Here is a 16,974-nt window from a genome sequence, read left to right as displayed (position 1 = left end):
CTTTATTGTGCGGTTTTTTTTGGAAAATTTTCATGGCGCTATTAACAAATATACAAATAATGTTACTATATCATCTGTTCTTGACTAATTGGTCAGGTTTGTTGGGTGGAGCTTATGAATAATAAATTAATTGAAAATATAGAAGAAAAGCCTTGGCCAGCGCTTATTGAAAAGGCGCGGACTGCTTATCATAGAGCCTATGCGCCTTATAGTGATTTTAATGTTGGGGCTGCTGGGTTAACCACGAGTAACACCATTGTTCAGGGTTGTAATGTCGAAAATGCATCTTATGGTTTGACGGTTTGTGCTGAGCGTAACTGTATTGCTCAAGGTGTCATTCAAAATGAAAATAGTGCTGCGGTTAAATTTAGTGCAATGGTTATCTATACAGAGCAAGTCAAACTAACCCCGCCATGTGGTGCTTGTAGACAAGTTATCAGTGAATTTTTCCAGCCAACAGCTGTCATTATGTCAGTGAATCATCTTAACGAGCATCTTCAATGGACTATTGCACAACTATTGCCTGATGCATTTACGCCAGCTGAGCTACTTGATAAGACGCAGAACGACTAAGAAAAGGAATAAGGATTACTAATGTTGTTACCTCAAGAAATTATTGCAAAAAAGCGAGATAATTTACCCTTACTAAACGATGAAATAAGTTTTTTTGTTGATGGTTTAGTGTCAAACGAATTCAATGATGCGCAAGTTGGCGCCATGGCAATGGCTATTTTTCAACACGGCTTAAGTGAACATGAGACGGTAGCATTAACTCAATCTATGATGCATTCTGGTCAAGTATTATCTTGGCCCGACATAGAAGGGCCTATCGTTGATAAGCACTCTACTGGTGGTGTTGGCGATAAAGTCAGTTTTATGCTTGCAGCGATTGTTGCCGCGTGTGGTGGTTACGTTCCTATGATTTCTGGGCGCGGTCTTGGTCACACTGGTGGTACAGCAGATAAACTTGAAAGCATATCTGGTTTTAATGTTCAGCCTTCTTTATCAAAATTTAAAGACGTAGTAAAAGAGCTGGGGGTGGCAATTATTTCTCAAACCCCAGAGCTTGCACCAGCTGATAGGCGTTTATATGCCATTAGGGATGTTACCTCAACAGTAGCCTCTGTTGAGCTCATTACGGCATCAATTTTATCAAAGAAACTTGCTGCCGGGTTAGACACTTTAGTTATGGATATTAAAGTAGGTAATGGCGCACAAATGACATCCTTAAAAGAGGCTAAAATACTTGCAAAGAGTATTACCACAGTTGCCAACAATGCTGGGGTTAACACCCAAGCAATTATTACTGATATGAATCAGGTGCTTGGCAGTACAGCAGGCAACGCCTTAGAGATTTATGAAACGGTAAAGTATTTAACTGGGAAATTACGTGAGCCTAGGCTGCATCATGTCGTGGTTACATTAGCTAAAGCTATGTTAATTAATACTAAGTTAGCTGATGGTGACGTCGATGCTCAAGCAAAAGTAGACATGGCTTTATCCTCAGGTAAAGCGGCTGAAATATTTGACAAGATGATCTATGCCTTAGGTGGCCCAAGTGACTTAATCGAGAATCCTTGGCAATCGATGGCTAAGGCTGACTATATCGTTGAAGTACTCGCACCATGTCATGGGTATATCAGCGAGATGCAAACAAAAGATATCGGTTTAGCGGTTGTTTCACTCGGCGGTGGCCGTATCGATAATGGCGCTAAAATAGATCATAGTGTTGGCTTTGATCGAATTTTACCGATAGGAACCTTAGTTAATCGAGGGGATGTTTTGGCAAGAGTTCATGCAAGCTCAGTTGATAGTGCAAACAAAGCGAGTGAGCAGTATTTAGCTTCGATTAGCTTTGCAGAAACTCCTGTAATAGAGTCGCCTATTATTTATTAGTACTATTAATTGGCAGATATTAAGTGTCATTAATATTCTGTTTTACTAAATAGAATAAGCAGTCGTTTAAGGCTGCTTTTTTTTGTGTGGTTGCCTTGAAAATACGTATATTTCGTTTGCAGACTAATTGGTTATCTCGGCTATAAAAGTACTCATTAATGACGTTGTCTCCATTTTTATCGAAGAGCATTAAGTTGTCTATGCCATTACCATCGAGCCAACCAATCATTTCGTCTTGATGAGCACCACCATAGTTAAAATATTCAATGTTATCTTTTAATGTTACACCGCTATAGCCTTCATCATGTTTTGCATATGATAAATTTACATCTTTATTAAGGTGTAACCTTAGTGGGCGATAGATAACTTCAACATTTTTGGCTTGATGAATATAATCAATATTACCCGCTTGTACTAGTTGCTTAATGCCTGAATAAGCAACTTCATGGGCTTGCTCATCTAAAGAGCCGCCGCATTCAATTGTAATTAATGGACAGGAAAAGTTTTGCTCCATTAGTGAGCCTAAACTTAAGTCAGATAAGATTAATGTTTGGCAAAAAAATGCTGCTATGGATAAGGTTTCTGTGGTGATTGTTGAGCTAATAGCGAAGGTTGGGCCCGGACTTTTTGCATTGTGAAGATCGATTATCATATCCGCTTGAACTTCACGTATCGCTTGTTCTATCAAGTTTGCTCTTTCGTAACAGCCTTGTTGGTCGTCTTGAAAGCTATGATGTTGTCCTGCTTTGCCAAAGCATCGATTAATATCTTTACTACCACTGATAAAACGATTGGTGAAAATAGGTTTTTGTGAAGCTGCTTCTACAGAGCAAATGATTAAGCGTAAATTACTGTGAGGAAGTTCACTTTCATCTCTAGTAGTTAACCATCTATGTATCGCAATTAATCCTGAAGGCTCGTCACCTTGTAGCAGTGTCACAATGACTCGGTAGCTATTGGTATTAGCTCCTGTGATATCAATAACAGTTGGGCCTGTCATCGACAATAAAAACTGTACATAATCAGCCTGTAACTCTTGTGTTTTAGGATCTTGTAGGTAATTAATCTCGCTATAATCTATGTCCATATCGTTATCCTAAGTTTGACTAGGGGCTATTGATCTTTCGCGGTTAAATTTTGTTCGAGATAAAAGCGTTTTAATTGCGGCGAGTAGTTTTTAGCCTAGTCATTCTAAGCAAATACTACTCAACAATGAGTAAAGCGCTTTTAGCCGAATCCTTCGACCCCGTTTGTTGGTCATTTTTACGGCGTTGTCGCCTTTTTATGTGGAACAACCACATGGCAAAGGCTCTACCTTGTATAAATACCCAACAATTCGCTGCAAAAACAATCTCGAAAGATCAACAGCCCTGTATCAGCTAATAATTTGAGCTATAGCATGTCATATATCACTATTGCTTAGCTTTGATTAAGGTCAATAAAAGTGGTTGATGACCAAATAAATGTCATCGTAACAATAGATTGGATAATCCATTTGGTTTAACAATATTTCCGCGCTAAACTATTGGCAACATTAATAGTTGAGTTTTACACATGGCTGAAGAAACAATATTTTCAAAAATAATTAGACAAGAAATACCGACCCCTTTGCTTTACCAAGACGAACTGGTCACTGCATTTAGAGATATTGCACCAAGAGTGGATACTCATATTCTTATCGTACCCAATAAACTTATACCAACCATTAATGATGTTGATGAAGCGGATGAGTTAGCCTTAGGTCGCATGATCACTGTCGCAAAAAAGTTAGCAAAGGAAGAGGGCATTGATGAGAATGGATATAGATTAATAATTAATTGTAATGAAGATGGCGGACAAGAGGTCTTTCATATTCATATGCATTTATTGGGGGGACAACGATTAGGGCCAATGTTGTCTGTTTAGTCATAGTTTTTAATGATAAAAGCGATAAACGGTTACAAAGTTACGATTAAAAGCAGTGCACTTACTCAGAGGCTAACGCATAATTAATAAATGTAAATAAGTTAGGACTTTATGTGAATTGGAAAGAATTACTCGAAAATAGAAACCGTTTATTTTGGTTAGCCCATAGTGCAGGTTGGTTTGGTTTTGCGCTAGTGCATTATCTTGGCTCTTTATTGCATGATTTACGTGACATTTTTGTAGTTATCATTTTTCTTAATGCTTATGCCGGATGGTTAATCACTGTCCCTTTACGTTATGTTTATCGCCGTGTTTGGAATTTAACGCCGATTAAGATAGGTTTGGTTGTTGTTTTCGCTTCTTATTTTACCGGTGTTCTCTGGCAAGTAATTAAAAATATAAACTATTGGGAAATATATAAGCACGGTTATCAACCTGACTTTTGGTTGATGTACACAAAATCGAGTGTATGGTCATTTTATATAATCCTGAGTTGGAGCGGTTTGTATTTTGGCACCAAATATTATCAAATGCTGCAAATTGAAAAGCAGCGCGTGTTAAAAGCAAATACGGTTGCCCATCAAGCTCAGTTAAAAATGCTGAGATATCAATTAAATCCACATTTTTTGTTTAATACGTTAAATGCTATTTCGACTCTGATCTTATTAAAAGAAAATTCAACCGCCAATAGTATGGTGACCAAGTTAAGTGAATTTTTACGCTATTCTCTTGATAAAGATCCGATGAAAAAAGTAACCTTGATCAGTGAAATTCAAGCGCTAGAGTTATATTTGGCGATAGAAAAAGTGCGTTTTGAAGATAGATTACAAGTACATTTCAATATTGATGAAAACTGTCAAAAAGCACTGGTTCCTAGCATGATCTTGCAACCTTTGGCTGAAAATGCCATTAAACATGCCATCGCTACCCAAGAGCAAGGGGGCGCGATTACTATTTCCGTGACCAATTTTGCTCATGATTTGATGATAGAAGTGGCTGATGATGGTCCGGGTGCTGATATTGTTGATGGCAATTTATTTCGTGAAAATGGTGTTGGATTAGTCAATACAAGAGAACGATTACAAGCATTATATAAAGAAAACTTTTCTTTAGTTGTTGCCAACAATACCCCTTCAGGTGTTAAAGTGAGCATACGTATGCCACTTGAATTTACAGGTGAATAACCCACATAAATGAATAACAGGATTTTAGGTTATGACACTTAGAACAATCATAGTTGACGATGAACCCCTTGCTCGTAAGGGGTTGATGGTGCGTTTACAAGCTTATGATGATATTAATATTGTTGCACAGTGCAGTAATGGTAGGGAAGCTGTCGAAGCGGTACGTGCCTATAAAGTTGATTTAATGTTTCTTGATATTCAAATGCCTGGCCTAAATGGCTTTCAAGTGATTGAGGAAATTAATAACCAAGGTTTAAAGTTACCTATGGTGGTTTTTGCTACGGCATTTGATCAATATGCGATTAAAGCATTTGAAGTGCATGCATTAGATTACATTATGAAACCCGCAGATGAAGAGCGTCTTGATCAAACGATTACAAAAATAAGAAGTTACTTCAACTCTAGTACAGATGCAGATCACAAAGCTAAACTCGTTCGTTTAGTCAGTGATGTTACAGGTAATGATTGTCAAAAGATTTTAACAGAGCTCGCTAATAATCAACCTGTGAGTCTTTCTAGCTATTCTGATGTCCTTGCAATTAAAGATGCAGGTGAAGTGAGTAGGGTGCCCGTAAAAGATATTATTTGGATAGATGCGGCAGGTGATTATATGTGTGTTCATACGTTCGATAACACAAATCATAGTCAAGAAAGTACGCTAATTTTGCGTAAAACTATGAAACAACTTGAGGAGCATCTTGATCCAAAATTGTTTATCAGAAATCATCGTTCAACCATTGTAAATAAACATTACATTCAAAAATTCTGTAGCCAAATTAACGGCGAATATTTCTTGGTATTAAAAAACGGTAAAGAATTAAAAGTAAGCCGTAGTTACAAAGAAAAAGTAAAATTAGCGATAAACAGTTAACCATTAAAGTTGTTTTTAGATAATTGTTAGGTTTTCTTTCTGTTTATTTTAAAGCGTCTATACTCTAGTTAATAATATAAAAAAAGAGTATTCACTATGAATGTAAGCTATATCGCTCATGTATCAGGGAAGGTGCAAGGTGTGTATTTTAGAGTATCAAGTCAACAAAAAGCCATTGATTATGGTTTAAGTGGTTATGCAAAAAACTTAGCCGATGGAGATGTTGAATTGATGATATGCGGTGAAGAAGATAATGTTGAAAAAATGCTTGCTTGGCTAAAACATGGACCAAAACAAGCAGAAGTTACTCAAATGCAGAAAAAACAAGTTGACTGGCAAGAGCATAGTTTTTTTGCCATTAGTTAATCAGCAATATATTGAAAACGCTGTATGGTTTTGCCATCACGTTCAATTGATTCATTGAACATTGCTATCGGACGAACCCAAATATCGCTTTTATCACTTTCTGGGTGATAAACGACTAAATACTCCTCTGTTTCACTGTGCCTAGCAATATGAAGTACTTGATAATAATTTCCTTTAAAATGTTGATATTTACCTAGTTTGACCATTTTTATCTCTTAATTATATTTGACGATGTAAGGCCGTAGAGATTCACTACTCTACGGCCTTACTATTATACTCGTAACGCCTTTTCGCCGCGAGCTATACCGACACAACCTGAGCGAACTGACTCAATTATTTCCGTTTCGTTATTTAACGTTTCGATAAAAGCATTGAGCTTATCACTACTACCCGTTAACTCTACGGTATAAATTTGCTTACCGATATCAACAATGTTACCTCTGAAAATATCACTGATTCGCTTAACTTCGGTTCTTGATTTATCATTCATTGCAGCAACTTTTACTAATAGCAATTCGCGTTCAACATGTTTTCTTTCTGTTAAGTCCGTGATCTTTATCACATCAATTAACTTATTTACTTGCTTCACTATTTGCTCTAACACTTGATCATTGCCAATGGTGGCTATTGTGATGCGAGATAACGTATTATCGTCAGTTGGAGCAACCGTTAAGCTTTCTATATTAAAAGCACGCTGTGAAAACAAGCCGACAATATTGGATAACGCACCGGGTTCGTTCTCTAGTAATATTGATAAAATATGACGCATTATGCTTTTACTCCTTTTTCTACCCACATATCATCAATCGCACCTTGGCGGATATGCATAGGGTATACATGTTCTTTTTCATCAACTAATACATCAACAAATACTAGTTTGTTTTTAATTTCAAAAGCTTGTTCAAGTTTACTATCTAACTCATCTAAGGTGTCTATTTTTATACCTACATGACCATAAGCTTCGGCGATTTTAATGAAGTCGGGTAAGGACTCCATGTAAGATGAAGCATGACGCCCATCATAAACCATGTCTTGCCATTGACGAACCATACCAAGTGAGCGATTGTTGAGTGTGACTATGACAACTGGTAAGTTGTATTGCAGACAGGTTGACAACTCTTGAATATTCATTTGAATTGAGCCATCACCGGTTATACAAATGACATGCTTATCAGGGAAAGCAAGTTTTGCTCCCATCGCTGCAGGTAAACCAAAGCCCATGGTGCCGGCACCTCCAGAGTTTATCCACTGTCGAGGTTTTTCAAATGGATAGTATTGTGCAGCAAACATTTGATGTTGACCTACATCTGATGCGATATAAGCTTCACCTTTAGTTATTCTATACAGTGCTTCAACAACTCGTTGTGGTTTAATTTTTTCACCTTCAACCTGCTTGTATCCTACATGTCGCATATCACGCCATAAATTTATCTGTTGCCACCAATCTTTTAGTGCTTCATCATTGGGAGTAAATTTAGTAGCTTCAAGCTCTGCAAGAATTTGTTTAATAACTACATCCACTAAACCTACTACTGGTATATGGGCATTAATGGTTTTTGAGATGGAAGTAGGGTCAATATCAACATGAATAATGGTGGCATTTGGGCAGAATTTTTCTACATTGTTGGTAACCCTATCATCAAAACGTGCACCTAGAGCTAAAATCACATCGGCATTCGCCATGGTTTTATTGGCTTCGAAAGAGCCATGCATACCTAGCATTCCAACAAAATTGTCATGAGTACCAGAAATACCTCCTAGACCCATTAATGTATTGGTTACTGGTGCCTTAAGTGTTTCAACTAGCTCTGTTAATAATTCTGAAGCATCGGATAGCACAATACCGCCACCGGAATACACCACTAATCTTTCAGCTTCGCTGATAGTTTTAACAGCTTTACGAATTTGTTTTGGATGACCATTAACATTCGGATTGTAAGAGCGTAGTTTAACATTTAGATCAATATTAAATTCAGCCTTGTTTTGCGGGATCAGTAGGTCTTTTGGCAACTCAACAACAACAGGACCCGGTCTCCCTGTACTGGCTATAAAAAAAGCTTTGGCAAGAACGTTTGGAATATCAGCTAGATCACGGCAATTGAAACTATGTTTAATAATGGGACGGGTACAGCCAACTATATCTGTTTCCTGAAAAGCATCATTACCAATGAGCGTGGTGGGCACTTGACCCGCTAATACAACCATGGGAATAGAGTCCATGTAAGCTGTAGCAATACCGGTTACGCAATTGGTCGCGCCAGGTCCTGAAGTGGCTAAAACCACTCCTACTTCACCTGTTGAACGCGTGTAGCCGTCTGCCATGTGAGTGGCTGCTTGTTCATGGCGTACTAGAATATGTTCAATTTCGTCTTGTTGAAAAATAGCATCATATAGATCTAATACTGAGCCACCAGGGTAGCCAAAAATGTATTTTACCTTTAGTGCTGATAGCGCCTTAACTACCATTTCAGCACCAGTAAATAGCTCTGTTGTCATGCTAATATCCTTAATTCTATCTTTGATTAAATATAAAAAACCCTCGGCCTTATAAAGAGCGAGGGTTTGGTTTTGTTTAGTTGCTTAATTACACTTAGCTTTTTAGACAATTCAACCCTCGTAGTGATTTGACAATCACCACGACTATGAGGACGTTATTGAGTTTGCTAATGTGTGTAAATGAATTCATGATTTCCTGAATTAATCTCTTTAAATTACAGTAAAGCTTGGCTCTATTTTTAAAGGGTTTAGTGGCAAGTGTCAACCATTAAATACAAAAGTACTCGCAATTACATCAATAAAATACAGTACTGAGTATTGACCTAGTCATATAAACATTAAATCTAACTATAATTTATTGTTTTTGCTATTTTAGTTGCAAATATTGTTTTATAGTTACATTTCATGACAGTATTGTCGTTACTAACAGAGTAGGCTGTAGGTATTATACTTATCGGCGAAACATGGAAAAATAATATGACTTATTTAAAGAAAGTAATTACCGCAGTATTTATTGTTGCTGTTGCTAGTTGTTCAAGTACTTATGAAGCTGATGTCGATTTTGATAAAAATACTAAAATAGATACCGCTACATATAAAACATTTGCGTGGTTAACTCCTGGCAAGATAATGGCGCCAGCAGAAGATATTAATCCGGTAATGAAAATACGTGTTGATGAAGAAATTGAAAAAGCATTCATGGCAAAAGGTTATAAATTAATTGAAGATGCAGAAAAAGCTGATTTTGCTATCTCTTATACTGTAGGTAACAGAGATAAAATCAAGGTTAGCAGCTATCCAGCAAGCTATAATTCTAGTTTTGGCTGGGGTAGAGGTTATTACGGCGGCTATTACGGCGGTATGTACGGTGCAAATATGGGCACAGAAACCCGTGTTAGACAGTATACCGAAGGAAAATTAGCAGTAGATGTTTATGATGTTAAAACGCATCAGCCAGCTTGGCATGGTTGGGCAGTTAAACGTATAACCGATTCGGATAAAGAAGCACCTTCAGCAACGATTAGAGATATCGTTCACCAAGTGGTTGCACAATTTCACTAAGTTGAATAAATTTGTGATTAAACATTAAAGCGGCATTAGCTGCTTTTTTTATATATATTTTAATATTTTAGTGCATTTTTTATTATCTAGATTACACTCTAATATAAGGCCTGTTATAAGAATAGTATGTAGCAATGAATGATTTTATCTTTAAGGATGAACCTTTAGACTCAGATAAGAAAGTTACTAATAAAACGCAAAAGAAATGGCGTATATTAGTTGTTGATGATGATGACTCGGTACATCAAGTAACGAAGTTAGTTTTATCTGATGCTGAAATTGAGAATCGCCATTTAGAAATTGTTTCTGTGTACTCTATGGAAGAAGCAAAAAAAACATTATTAAATGATAGTGATTTCTGTATGGCTTTTGTTGATGTTGTTATGGAAACAGATCATGCAGGTTTAGAGTTAGTACAATGGATCAGGGAAGATTTAAAAAACCAAGCTATACGTTTAGTGTTACGTACTGGTCAAGCAGGCACAGCACCTGAAGCTAAAGTCATTAAAGATTTTGATATTAATGATTACAAAGAAAAAACCGACTTTACTTCCAATAAAATGATAACGACCGTTTACGCAAGTATACGTGCCTATCGCGATATTATGACTATTCAGCGTAGTTTAGATGCTTTTAAGAAGCTTATTGAAACTACTCACGATTTACTAAAAATACATCAATTGAAATCTTTTGGCTCAGCGGCGTTAAATCACTTATTAGCCTTAATGAATGTTGAAAGCTCAGCTTTATATATCGCTCGGACTCAGATTGATTTTGATTTAAATGCAACCAACTTAATTATTGCTTGTACTGGGAAGTATGTTTGTGAATCAGACTCACTAGAATCATCTGACATTGATGATGAAGTCAAAGAAAAAATACAACAAGTATTCATTAATAAAGCTCATTATAGCGATGAGAAATGTTTTGTTGGTTATTACCAAGCTGCTGTAAACGCAGCCTCAGTGCTTTATATTGAATTTGAGGATGACAATGAGCACTTTAAAGCCAGTCTAGCTGAATTATTCGCGACGAATGTCGCTTTAATTTTAGAAGGGCTAACGCGTCAAAAAGAGATTGAAAAAACACAAAAAGAATTGCTCTTTATTGTTGGTGAAGCTGTAGAAGCTCGCAGTAAGGAAACTGGATCTCACGTTAAAAGAGTCGCCATTATTTGTGAATTAATTGCTAAACACTTAGGCATGAGTGAGGCATTTATTGAGGCTTTACGTTTGGCAGCACCATTACATGACTTAGGTAAGATTGCTATCCCTGAATATATACTTCACAAGCCAGGGAAGCTTGAAGGTGATGAGTGGAACATAATGCAATCACACGCGCAAATTGGTGGTGATATTTTAGAAAAATCGACAGTGAGTGTGTCTAAATTAGCAGCGCGGTTAGCTCATTATCATCATGAAAATTGGGATGGCTCTGGTTATCCTGAAGGTTTAGTTGGGGATGATATACCTATTGAAGCTCGAATTATGGCTATTGCGGATGTATTCGATGCGCTTGGCTCTAAACGTTGTTACAAAGAGCCTTGGACGGATGATAAAATTAAAGGATATTTGGTTGAGCAAAAAAATATTAAATTTGAAGATAAATTAGTCGATATCATTATCGATGATTATGATAATTTCTCAGCGATAAGAGAGCAGTACCCTGATCCAGATGAGCATTAAATTGAAAAATCACACTAATCTTCTACTATTGAAATATTATGATGTTTCATCATAAAAAGGGTAGCTTTACTGCTTGGATGCTTCGCTTAAGAAAAATCATTAGATGGCCACTAATGACGACACGAGAAGCAGAAACTTGTGCTCAACACTCTTTTGAAGTGTCACTGATCAGTCATCAAATTGCTTTAATAGGTAAGCTAAAGTTTGATCGCAATTATGATCCGGCATTAATCGCCATTACAGCACTTTATCACGAGGCTTCAGAATCTGGAGGAGTGGGAGATATTCCCAGCCCATTAAAATATTATAACCCTGACTTAACTAAGCAAATAAAAAAAATTGAAAGTGAGGTTGAACACTCAATGGTGTATTCAGGCTTACCTGATTATCTACATGAAGCAATGGCTCCCTTTGTCATTCAATCCAATATTGATAAACAAATTAAGGCGATAGTTAAATCTGCTGATGATTTGGCTGCATATCATTATAGTTTGGCAGAAGTGAATGGCGGTAACAGGGAATTTACTGATGCTTGTAAATTACTTGAAAAAAGGGTGGCTGACCATTGTCAACAATGGCCAGAAGTTGCTGAATTTTATAACTCTCAATTCCCTGCTTGTATGCAAACACTCGATGAGCTTTCTCGTCCTGACTAGATTTGCTTATAGGTAGCAAAGAAACTCTTTAACTTTTCTAATGCAGGTATTAACTCATCAACATGCGGTAAAAATACCAATCTGAAATAATTTTTTTCAGTGATGTTAAAGGCACTACCGTGTACGAGTAATATTTTTTCTTGTTTTAGTAGATCTAAAACCATCTTTTCATCATCTTTAATATTAAACTTTTCAGCATCCACTTTTACAAAAAGATACAGGGCACCCATCGCGGTATTACACGATAAACCATCGATATCATTGATCATACTTACAGCAGTATTGCGTTGTTTAAGTAATCTGCCATCCCCTTCAATCAACTCATTAATACTTTGATAGCCACCTAAAGCGGTTTGAATAGCGTGTTGACAAGGAACGTTTGCACATAAACGCATTGAAGCGAGGATAGTTAAACCTTCTAAATAATCTTCAGCATGAATTTTAGGGCCTGAAACCACCATCCAACCGGCTCTAAAACCAGCAATACGGTAATTTTTAGATAAACCTCCCATGGTAATAATTAATACATCTTGAGCTAGGGAAGCGATAGGAATATGCTTGGCTTGATCATAAAGAATTTTATCGTAAATCTCGTCACTGAAAATAATCAAGCTATGCTTTCTTGCTAATGCAAGGATTCCTTGAAGAATTTCTTCAGGGTAGACAGCACCGGTAGGGTTATTCGGATTAATAAGGACTATAGCCTTAGTTTTATCCGTTATTTTAGCCGCCATATCATCAAGGTCTGGATACCAATAATTTTCATCATCACAGCGGTAGTGTATCGCTTTACCGCCTGAAAGTGATACTGCAGCTGTCCATAGTGGATAGTCTGGAGCAGGGATCAATACCTCATCATCATTATTAAGTAATCCTTGCATAGCCATAACGATGAGTTCACTAACACCGTTACCGATAAAAATATCATCAACACGTACATCTTTGATACCTTGCTGTTGAAAGTACTGCATTACAGCAACGCGAGCAGAATAAATACCTTGTGATTCACTATATCCCTGCGAGCTAGGTAGATTATGTATAACATCTTTTAAAATATCATCAGGCGCTTCAAAACCAAATGGGGCAGGGTTTCCAATATTTAATTTAAGAATTTTATGACCTTCGTCTTCTAAACGGCGGGCCTCTGCTGCAATTTGTCCTCTAATTTCATAACATACATTGCTGAGTTTAGATGACTTGTTTATTGCTTTCATGGTGAACTACTTCTTAAATTAGGGAATTGAGGGTAATGTTACATTGTTGCTAATAATGAGGGGTATTGAAATAGCTAAGATTAAGTTTTTAATGAATAATTGCAAAAAATTTTATTAAAAAAGCATAACAAGGCCATTTTATTAATAGCCAGTGACTAAAAAGGGGCATATAGCCCCTTTTAAAACTGATTGATGATAATCTATTTATCAAAAAGTGACATAACATCACTTATAGTCATAAGTGACTTTTCACCAGTAATGCGATTTTTTAACTCGATTTGCTGTGCATCTAAATTACGCTCGCCAATAATAAGTAACAATGGTGTACCCATTAGCTCATGATCGGCAAACATCACGCCTGGGCGCTCTTTACGATCATCAAATAGTACTTCAATACCGGCTTGGTTTAATTGCTCATATAATGTTTCAGCAGTTTCTTTAACACGTGCAGATTTAGCCATGTTCATTGGCACTATTGCAACTTGAAATGGTGCAATAGCTTGTGGCCATTTTATCCCGTATTTGTCATGATTTTGTTCAATAGCAGCAGCGACAATTCGTGAAACACCGATGCCATAACAACCCATAGTTAACGTTTGGTTTTTACCACCTTCATTTAATACCGAGCAGTTCATCGCTTGAGCATATTTTGAACCAAGCTGGAAAATATGTCCCACTTCTATACCACGCTTGATGACTATTTTACCTTGTCCACATGGGCTAGGGTCGCCTTCTACAACATTACGAATATCTGTAACGGTGAACGATGAACAGTCTCGTTCCCAGTTTACGCCGGTTAGATGTTTGTCATTGACATTTGCGCCACAAACGAAATCACTTAACTGAGCAGCGCTGTGGTCAACAATTATTTCACAGTTTAGTGACACAGGTCCGATAGAGCCTGAATTACAACCCGCTACAGTTAATATTTGTTCTTCATTGGCGAAAGTTAAAGGAGCTGCAACTTGAGGTAAATGCTCGGCTTTGATTTCGTTAAGTTGATGATCACCACGAACAATTAACGCAACTAATGGCGTTTCACCTTGCTCATTTTCTACACCACAAACAAGTAACGTTTTAACAATTGTTTTGATATCGATATCTAATAAACTTACGACATCATCAATCGATTTTGTATTTGGTGTATCTATTTTAGTTAATTCTTTTGTTGCTTGAGCGCGTTCACCGTTTGGTGCAAGGGCTTGTGCCTTTTCAATGTTCGCTGCAAAATCACTCTCATCACTAAAAGCGATATCATCCTCACCCGAGTCGGCAAGCACATGAAACTCATGTGAAGCATCCCCGCCTATAGAGCCCGTATCGGCCAATACTGGTCGATAATTTAAACCCAGTCGGTCAAATATTTTACAATAGGCATCAAACATTTTTTGATAGGTTTTCTCTAAACACTCTTGCTCTAAATGGAAAGAGTAAGCATCTTTCATTAAGAACTCTCGTCCACGCATGACACCGAAACGTGGGCGAATTTCATCACGAAATTTTTGCTGAATTTGAAAGAGAGATAATGGCAACTGTTTGTAACTACTTAGTTCGTTAGCAACTAATTTTGTGATAACTTCTTCGTGTGTTGGTCCTAATACAAAAGGGCGCTGATGGCGATCATGTAATCTCAATAATTCCGGGCCGTAATCATCCCAGCGACCAGACTCTTCCCATAAGTCTGCAGGTTGTACCATTGGCATTGAAATTTCATTCACATCTGCACGCTGCATTTCTTCACGCACAATATTTTCAACTTTTTTCAATACTCTTAAACCAGTAGGCAACCAAGTATATAAGCCTGAAGCAAGATTACGAACAAGTCCTGCCCTAAGCATTAATTGATGGCTGATTACTTCTGCACTGGCAGGTGTCTCTTTTAAAGTAGAGAGTAGGTATTGGCTGGTACGCATGACACTATAATTCCGTAAAGATTTCCACTAACTAAAAGTATAAGAAGCTAGCGGTAACAAATATAATTTTGGCTATTCTAACAGGGCGAATGCTGATGAAACAGTATTAAATTAACTATTTAACATCTAAAAAAGTGCTGCTTGGATAAAAAAAGTAGAAGTATTAATTAGCGAGTCATTTTTTTTACGAAAACAACCACGAATAGCGCTATGGTGAAGCTTCCTGTGAATGCTTCGATAGCAGCAATGGCGCGTGATAACCCTATCGGATTAAAGTCACCGTAGCCAAGCGTGGTAAATGTGACTACAGAGAAATATATAGAGGAAAATAATAACGATATGTTCTCCTCTACACTGTTAGAACTCGATACTTGATGAATGGTTCCTTGATAATTTAACCCTGTAAATGAATAGAGCACAGCACAAATAAAGATAATGACCACAGACAAGCCAATAATGCGCAATGGTGCTTCGCCATAACCGCAAAAAACATCAACGAGCTTTGATAAAAATCGTTTTGCACTATAGCGTGGTAGCTGCAAACGGCGCATTGTTAGTTCTTTATGGATAAAAAAGCCTGATAATGTGAATATACCCTCTTGTTCGGCATGTTTACGAAGGTCTCTATAAATTTCTTCTGCTTGTTGAAGGTAATCGTTTGAATCTGCTTGCTTACCTTCTTTAAGTGCTTGCTTAGCATCTAACTCTTGTTTTACTTTGGCTCCTATAGTGACATTTTCGAACTTGCTTCCTGCCCATTTCACCCCAAGTAAATTTGTTTTTTCAAAGTTTGCACAGTTGAAGTTGGCATCTCTACAATCTGCTTTCATTATGCTGGCATTACATAGATTAATGTTAAACATATGAGCACCGCACAGGTTGGCATGATAAAGATCTACGTGGGATAAATCATAACCTTGTTTACTATGATGATTTACCAGATCAACACCAGATAACTGGGCTCGAGACAAGTCTATTCCTCTGAGCATCCCTCCAGATTGGGCATGATTTTCTAATTTTTCTTTGATGTCATCAGCTGTTTTTGCAATCGATTTATCGTGCCAAAAACACAAGCCTGAGTTATTGGCACGTTCAGTACAGCAAAACTTTTGCTGAGGGCTATTATCAGGATCTTGATATTGACATAGGGGCTGTTCTTTATTCATATTAAGAGTATAGTGCGCCTTAATAAAAAATAGTAATGCAGATAAAGGATAATTATGTCAATTAAGTTAGTTAAAGCAGATTATAACAATGTTCAGCATGGTCGTGACTTGTTGATGTTGTTGAATGCGTATGCTCTCGACCCTATGGGGGGCGGGGAAGCCCTCAGTGAATTTACTAAGCAGAATCTAATACCAACATTGGCATCACGTAGTGATGTATTTAGCATACTTTGTTATGTTGATGGGCAGCCAGCGGGAATTATTAATTGTGTTGAAGGCTTTTCTACTTTTCAATGTAAATCGCTTATAAATATTCATGACTGTGGTGTGCTAGCTAAATATAGAGGGTTAGGATTAAGTCAGAAGCTATTTGCTGAAGTGGAAAGGATAGCCCTTGAAAAGGGCAGCTGTAAGCTGACATTAGAAGTATTACAAGGAAATACGATTGCTCAAAATGCATATAAGAAATTGGGCTTTGCTGGTTATGAACTTGATGCAAGTACAGGGCATGCTCTTTTTTGGGAGAAAAAGTTGTCACAGTAAAGGGCAATCGTATTGAG

At 37.2% G+C, this 16,974-nt stretch carries 17 protein-coding genes; 10 read left to right on the top strand and 7 right to left on the bottom strand.

Going from position 1 to position 16,974, the window contains the following annotated elements; all coding sequences use genetic code 11:
- The first annotated feature begins 114 nt into the window (after positions 1-114).
- Both AC27IF_RS13890 and deoA read left to right on the top strand, forming a co-directional pair.
- Entirely contained in the window at positions 115-573 is a 459-nt protein-coding gene (locus AC27IF_RS13890; protein WP_487054937.1) for a cytidine deaminase, read from the top strand.
- A gap of 21 nt (positions 574-594) precedes the next feature.
- Positions 595-1,896, top strand: coding sequence for a thymidine phosphorylase (gene deoA / locus AC27IF_RS13885; RefSeq protein ID WP_487054936.1), 1,302 nt, complete (start codon positions 595-597; stop codon positions 1,894-1,896).
- 19 nt (positions 1,897-1,915) lie between these two features.
- On the opposite strand, the gene AC27IF_RS13880 is transcribed toward deoA, so the two are convergent.
- On the bottom strand, positions 1,916-2,983 hold the full coding sequence (locus tag AC27IF_RS13880) for a M14 family metallopeptidase (RefSeq protein ID WP_487054935.1): 1,068 nt from the start codon (positions 2,981-2,983) through the stop codon (positions 1,916-1,918).
- Between the two features lie 467 nt (positions 2,984-3,450).
- Here AC27IF_RS13880 and AC27IF_RS13875 point away from each other — a divergent pair, with 467 nt between their 5' ends.
- The 4 genes from AC27IF_RS13875 to AC27IF_RS13860 all read left to right on the top strand — a co-directional run bounded on the left by AC27IF_RS13875 (position 3,451) and on the right by AC27IF_RS13860 (position 6,222).
- Positions 3,451-3,801: an HIT domain-containing protein gene (locus tag AC27IF_RS13875; protein ID WP_487054934.1), complete on the top strand. Its 351-nt coding sequence runs from the start codon at positions 3,451-3,453 to the stop codon at positions 3,799-3,801.
- A 113-nt stretch (positions 3,802-3,914) separates the two neighbouring features.
- Positions 3,915-4,985: a sensor histidine kinase gene (locus AC27IF_RS13870; RefSeq protein ID WP_487054933.1), complete on the top strand. Its 1,071-nt coding sequence runs from the start codon at positions 3,915-3,917 to the stop codon at positions 4,983-4,985.
- 31 nt (positions 4,986-5,016) lie between these two features.
- Positions 5,017-5,856 (top strand): LytR/AlgR family response regulator transcription factor, encoded by an 840-nt coding sequence (locus tag AC27IF_RS13865; RefSeq protein ID WP_487054932.1) that lies wholly within the window; start codon positions 5,017-5,019, stop codon positions 5,854-5,856.
- A gap of 96 nt (positions 5,857-5,952) precedes the next feature.
- Positions 5,953-6,222 carry an acylphosphatase gene (locus tag AC27IF_RS13860; RefSeq protein ID WP_487054931.1) on the top strand — a complete coding sequence of 90 codons (270 nt, stop codon included), beginning with the start codon at positions 5,953-5,955 and terminating at the stop codon, positions 6,220-6,222.
- Here the strand turns inward: AC27IF_RS13860 and AC27IF_RS13855 are convergent.
- The 3 genes from AC27IF_RS13855 to AC27IF_RS13845 all read right to left on the bottom strand — a co-directional run bounded on the left by AC27IF_RS13855 (position 6,219) and on the right by AC27IF_RS13845 (position 8,718).
- Complete coding sequence (locus tag AC27IF_RS13855) at positions 6,219-6,428, bottom strand: DUF1653 domain-containing protein (RefSeq protein WP_487054930.1); 210 nt, start codon at positions 6,426-6,428, stop codon at positions 6,219-6,221. The two genes, AC27IF_RS13860 and AC27IF_RS13855, sit on opposite strands and share 4 nt — an antisense overlap.
- 65 nt (positions 6,429-6,493) lie before the next feature.
- Positions 6,494-6,991 (bottom strand): acetolactate synthase small subunit, encoded by a 498-nt coding sequence (ilvN, locus tag AC27IF_RS13850; RefSeq protein WP_487054929.1) that lies wholly within the window; start codon positions 6,989-6,991, stop codon positions 6,494-6,496.
- On the bottom strand, positions 6,991-8,718 hold the full coding sequence (locus AC27IF_RS13845; RefSeq protein WP_487054928.1) for an acetolactate synthase 3 large subunit: 1,728 nt from the start codon (positions 8,716-8,718) through the stop codon (positions 6,991-6,993). The genes ilvN and AC27IF_RS13845 overlap by 1 nt, the downstream gene beginning before the upstream one ends.
- Before the next feature lie 477 nt (positions 8,719-9,195).
- On the opposite strand from AC27IF_RS13845, the gene AC27IF_RS13840 reads away from it, so the two are divergent.
- From AC27IF_RS13840 to yfbR, 3 genes are all read left to right on the top strand, one after another.
- Positions 9,196-9,780 (top strand): DUF4136 domain-containing protein, encoded by a 585-nt coding sequence (locus AC27IF_RS13840; RefSeq protein WP_487054927.1) that lies wholly within the window; start codon positions 9,196-9,198, stop codon positions 9,778-9,780.
- Positions 9,781-9,914: 134 nt separating this feature from the next.
- Complete coding sequence (locus AC27IF_RS13835; RefSeq protein WP_487054926.1) at positions 9,915-11,465, top strand: HD domain-containing phosphohydrolase; 1,551 nt, start codon at positions 9,915-9,917, stop codon at positions 11,463-11,465.
- Between the two features lie 38 nt (positions 11,466-11,503).
- Entirely contained in the window at positions 11,504-12,121 is a 618-nt protein-coding gene (gene yfbR / locus AC27IF_RS13830) for a 5'-deoxynucleotidase (protein ID WP_487054925.1), read from the top strand.
- Here the strand turns inward: yfbR and AC27IF_RS13825 are convergent.
- From AC27IF_RS13825 to AC27IF_RS13815, 3 genes are all read right to left on the bottom strand, one after another.
- Complete coding sequence (locus AC27IF_RS13825) at positions 12,118-13,335, bottom strand: pyridoxal phosphate-dependent aminotransferase (protein WP_487054924.1); 1,218 nt, start codon at positions 13,333-13,335, stop codon at positions 12,118-12,120. The genes yfbR and AC27IF_RS13825 overlap by 4 nt on opposite strands.
- Before the next feature lie 200 nt (positions 13,336-13,535).
- Positions 13,536-15,248 carry a proline--tRNA ligase gene (locus AC27IF_RS13820; RefSeq protein ID WP_487054923.1) on the bottom strand — a complete coding sequence of 571 codons (1,713 nt, stop codon included), beginning with the start codon at positions 15,246-15,248 and terminating at the stop codon, positions 13,536-13,538.
- A gap of 167 nt (positions 15,249-15,415) precedes the next feature.
- A complete protein-coding gene (locus AC27IF_RS13815) occupies positions 15,416-16,414 on the bottom strand; it encodes an ion channel (RefSeq protein ID WP_487054922.1) in 999 nt (332 codons plus the stop codon).
- 54 nt (positions 16,415-16,468) lie between these two features.
- Here AC27IF_RS13815 and AC27IF_RS13810 point away from each other — a divergent pair, with 54 nt between their 5' ends.
- A complete protein-coding gene (locus AC27IF_RS13810) occupies positions 16,469-16,957 on the top strand; it encodes a GNAT family N-acetyltransferase (protein ID WP_487054921.1) in 489 nt (162 codons plus the stop codon).
- Positions 16,958-16,974 lie beyond the last annotated feature (17 nt).

The sequence above is a fragment of the Colwellia sp. KS18-150 genome (assembly GCF_057551365.1).
This window is presented reverse-complemented; position numbering and strand designations above follow the sequence as displayed.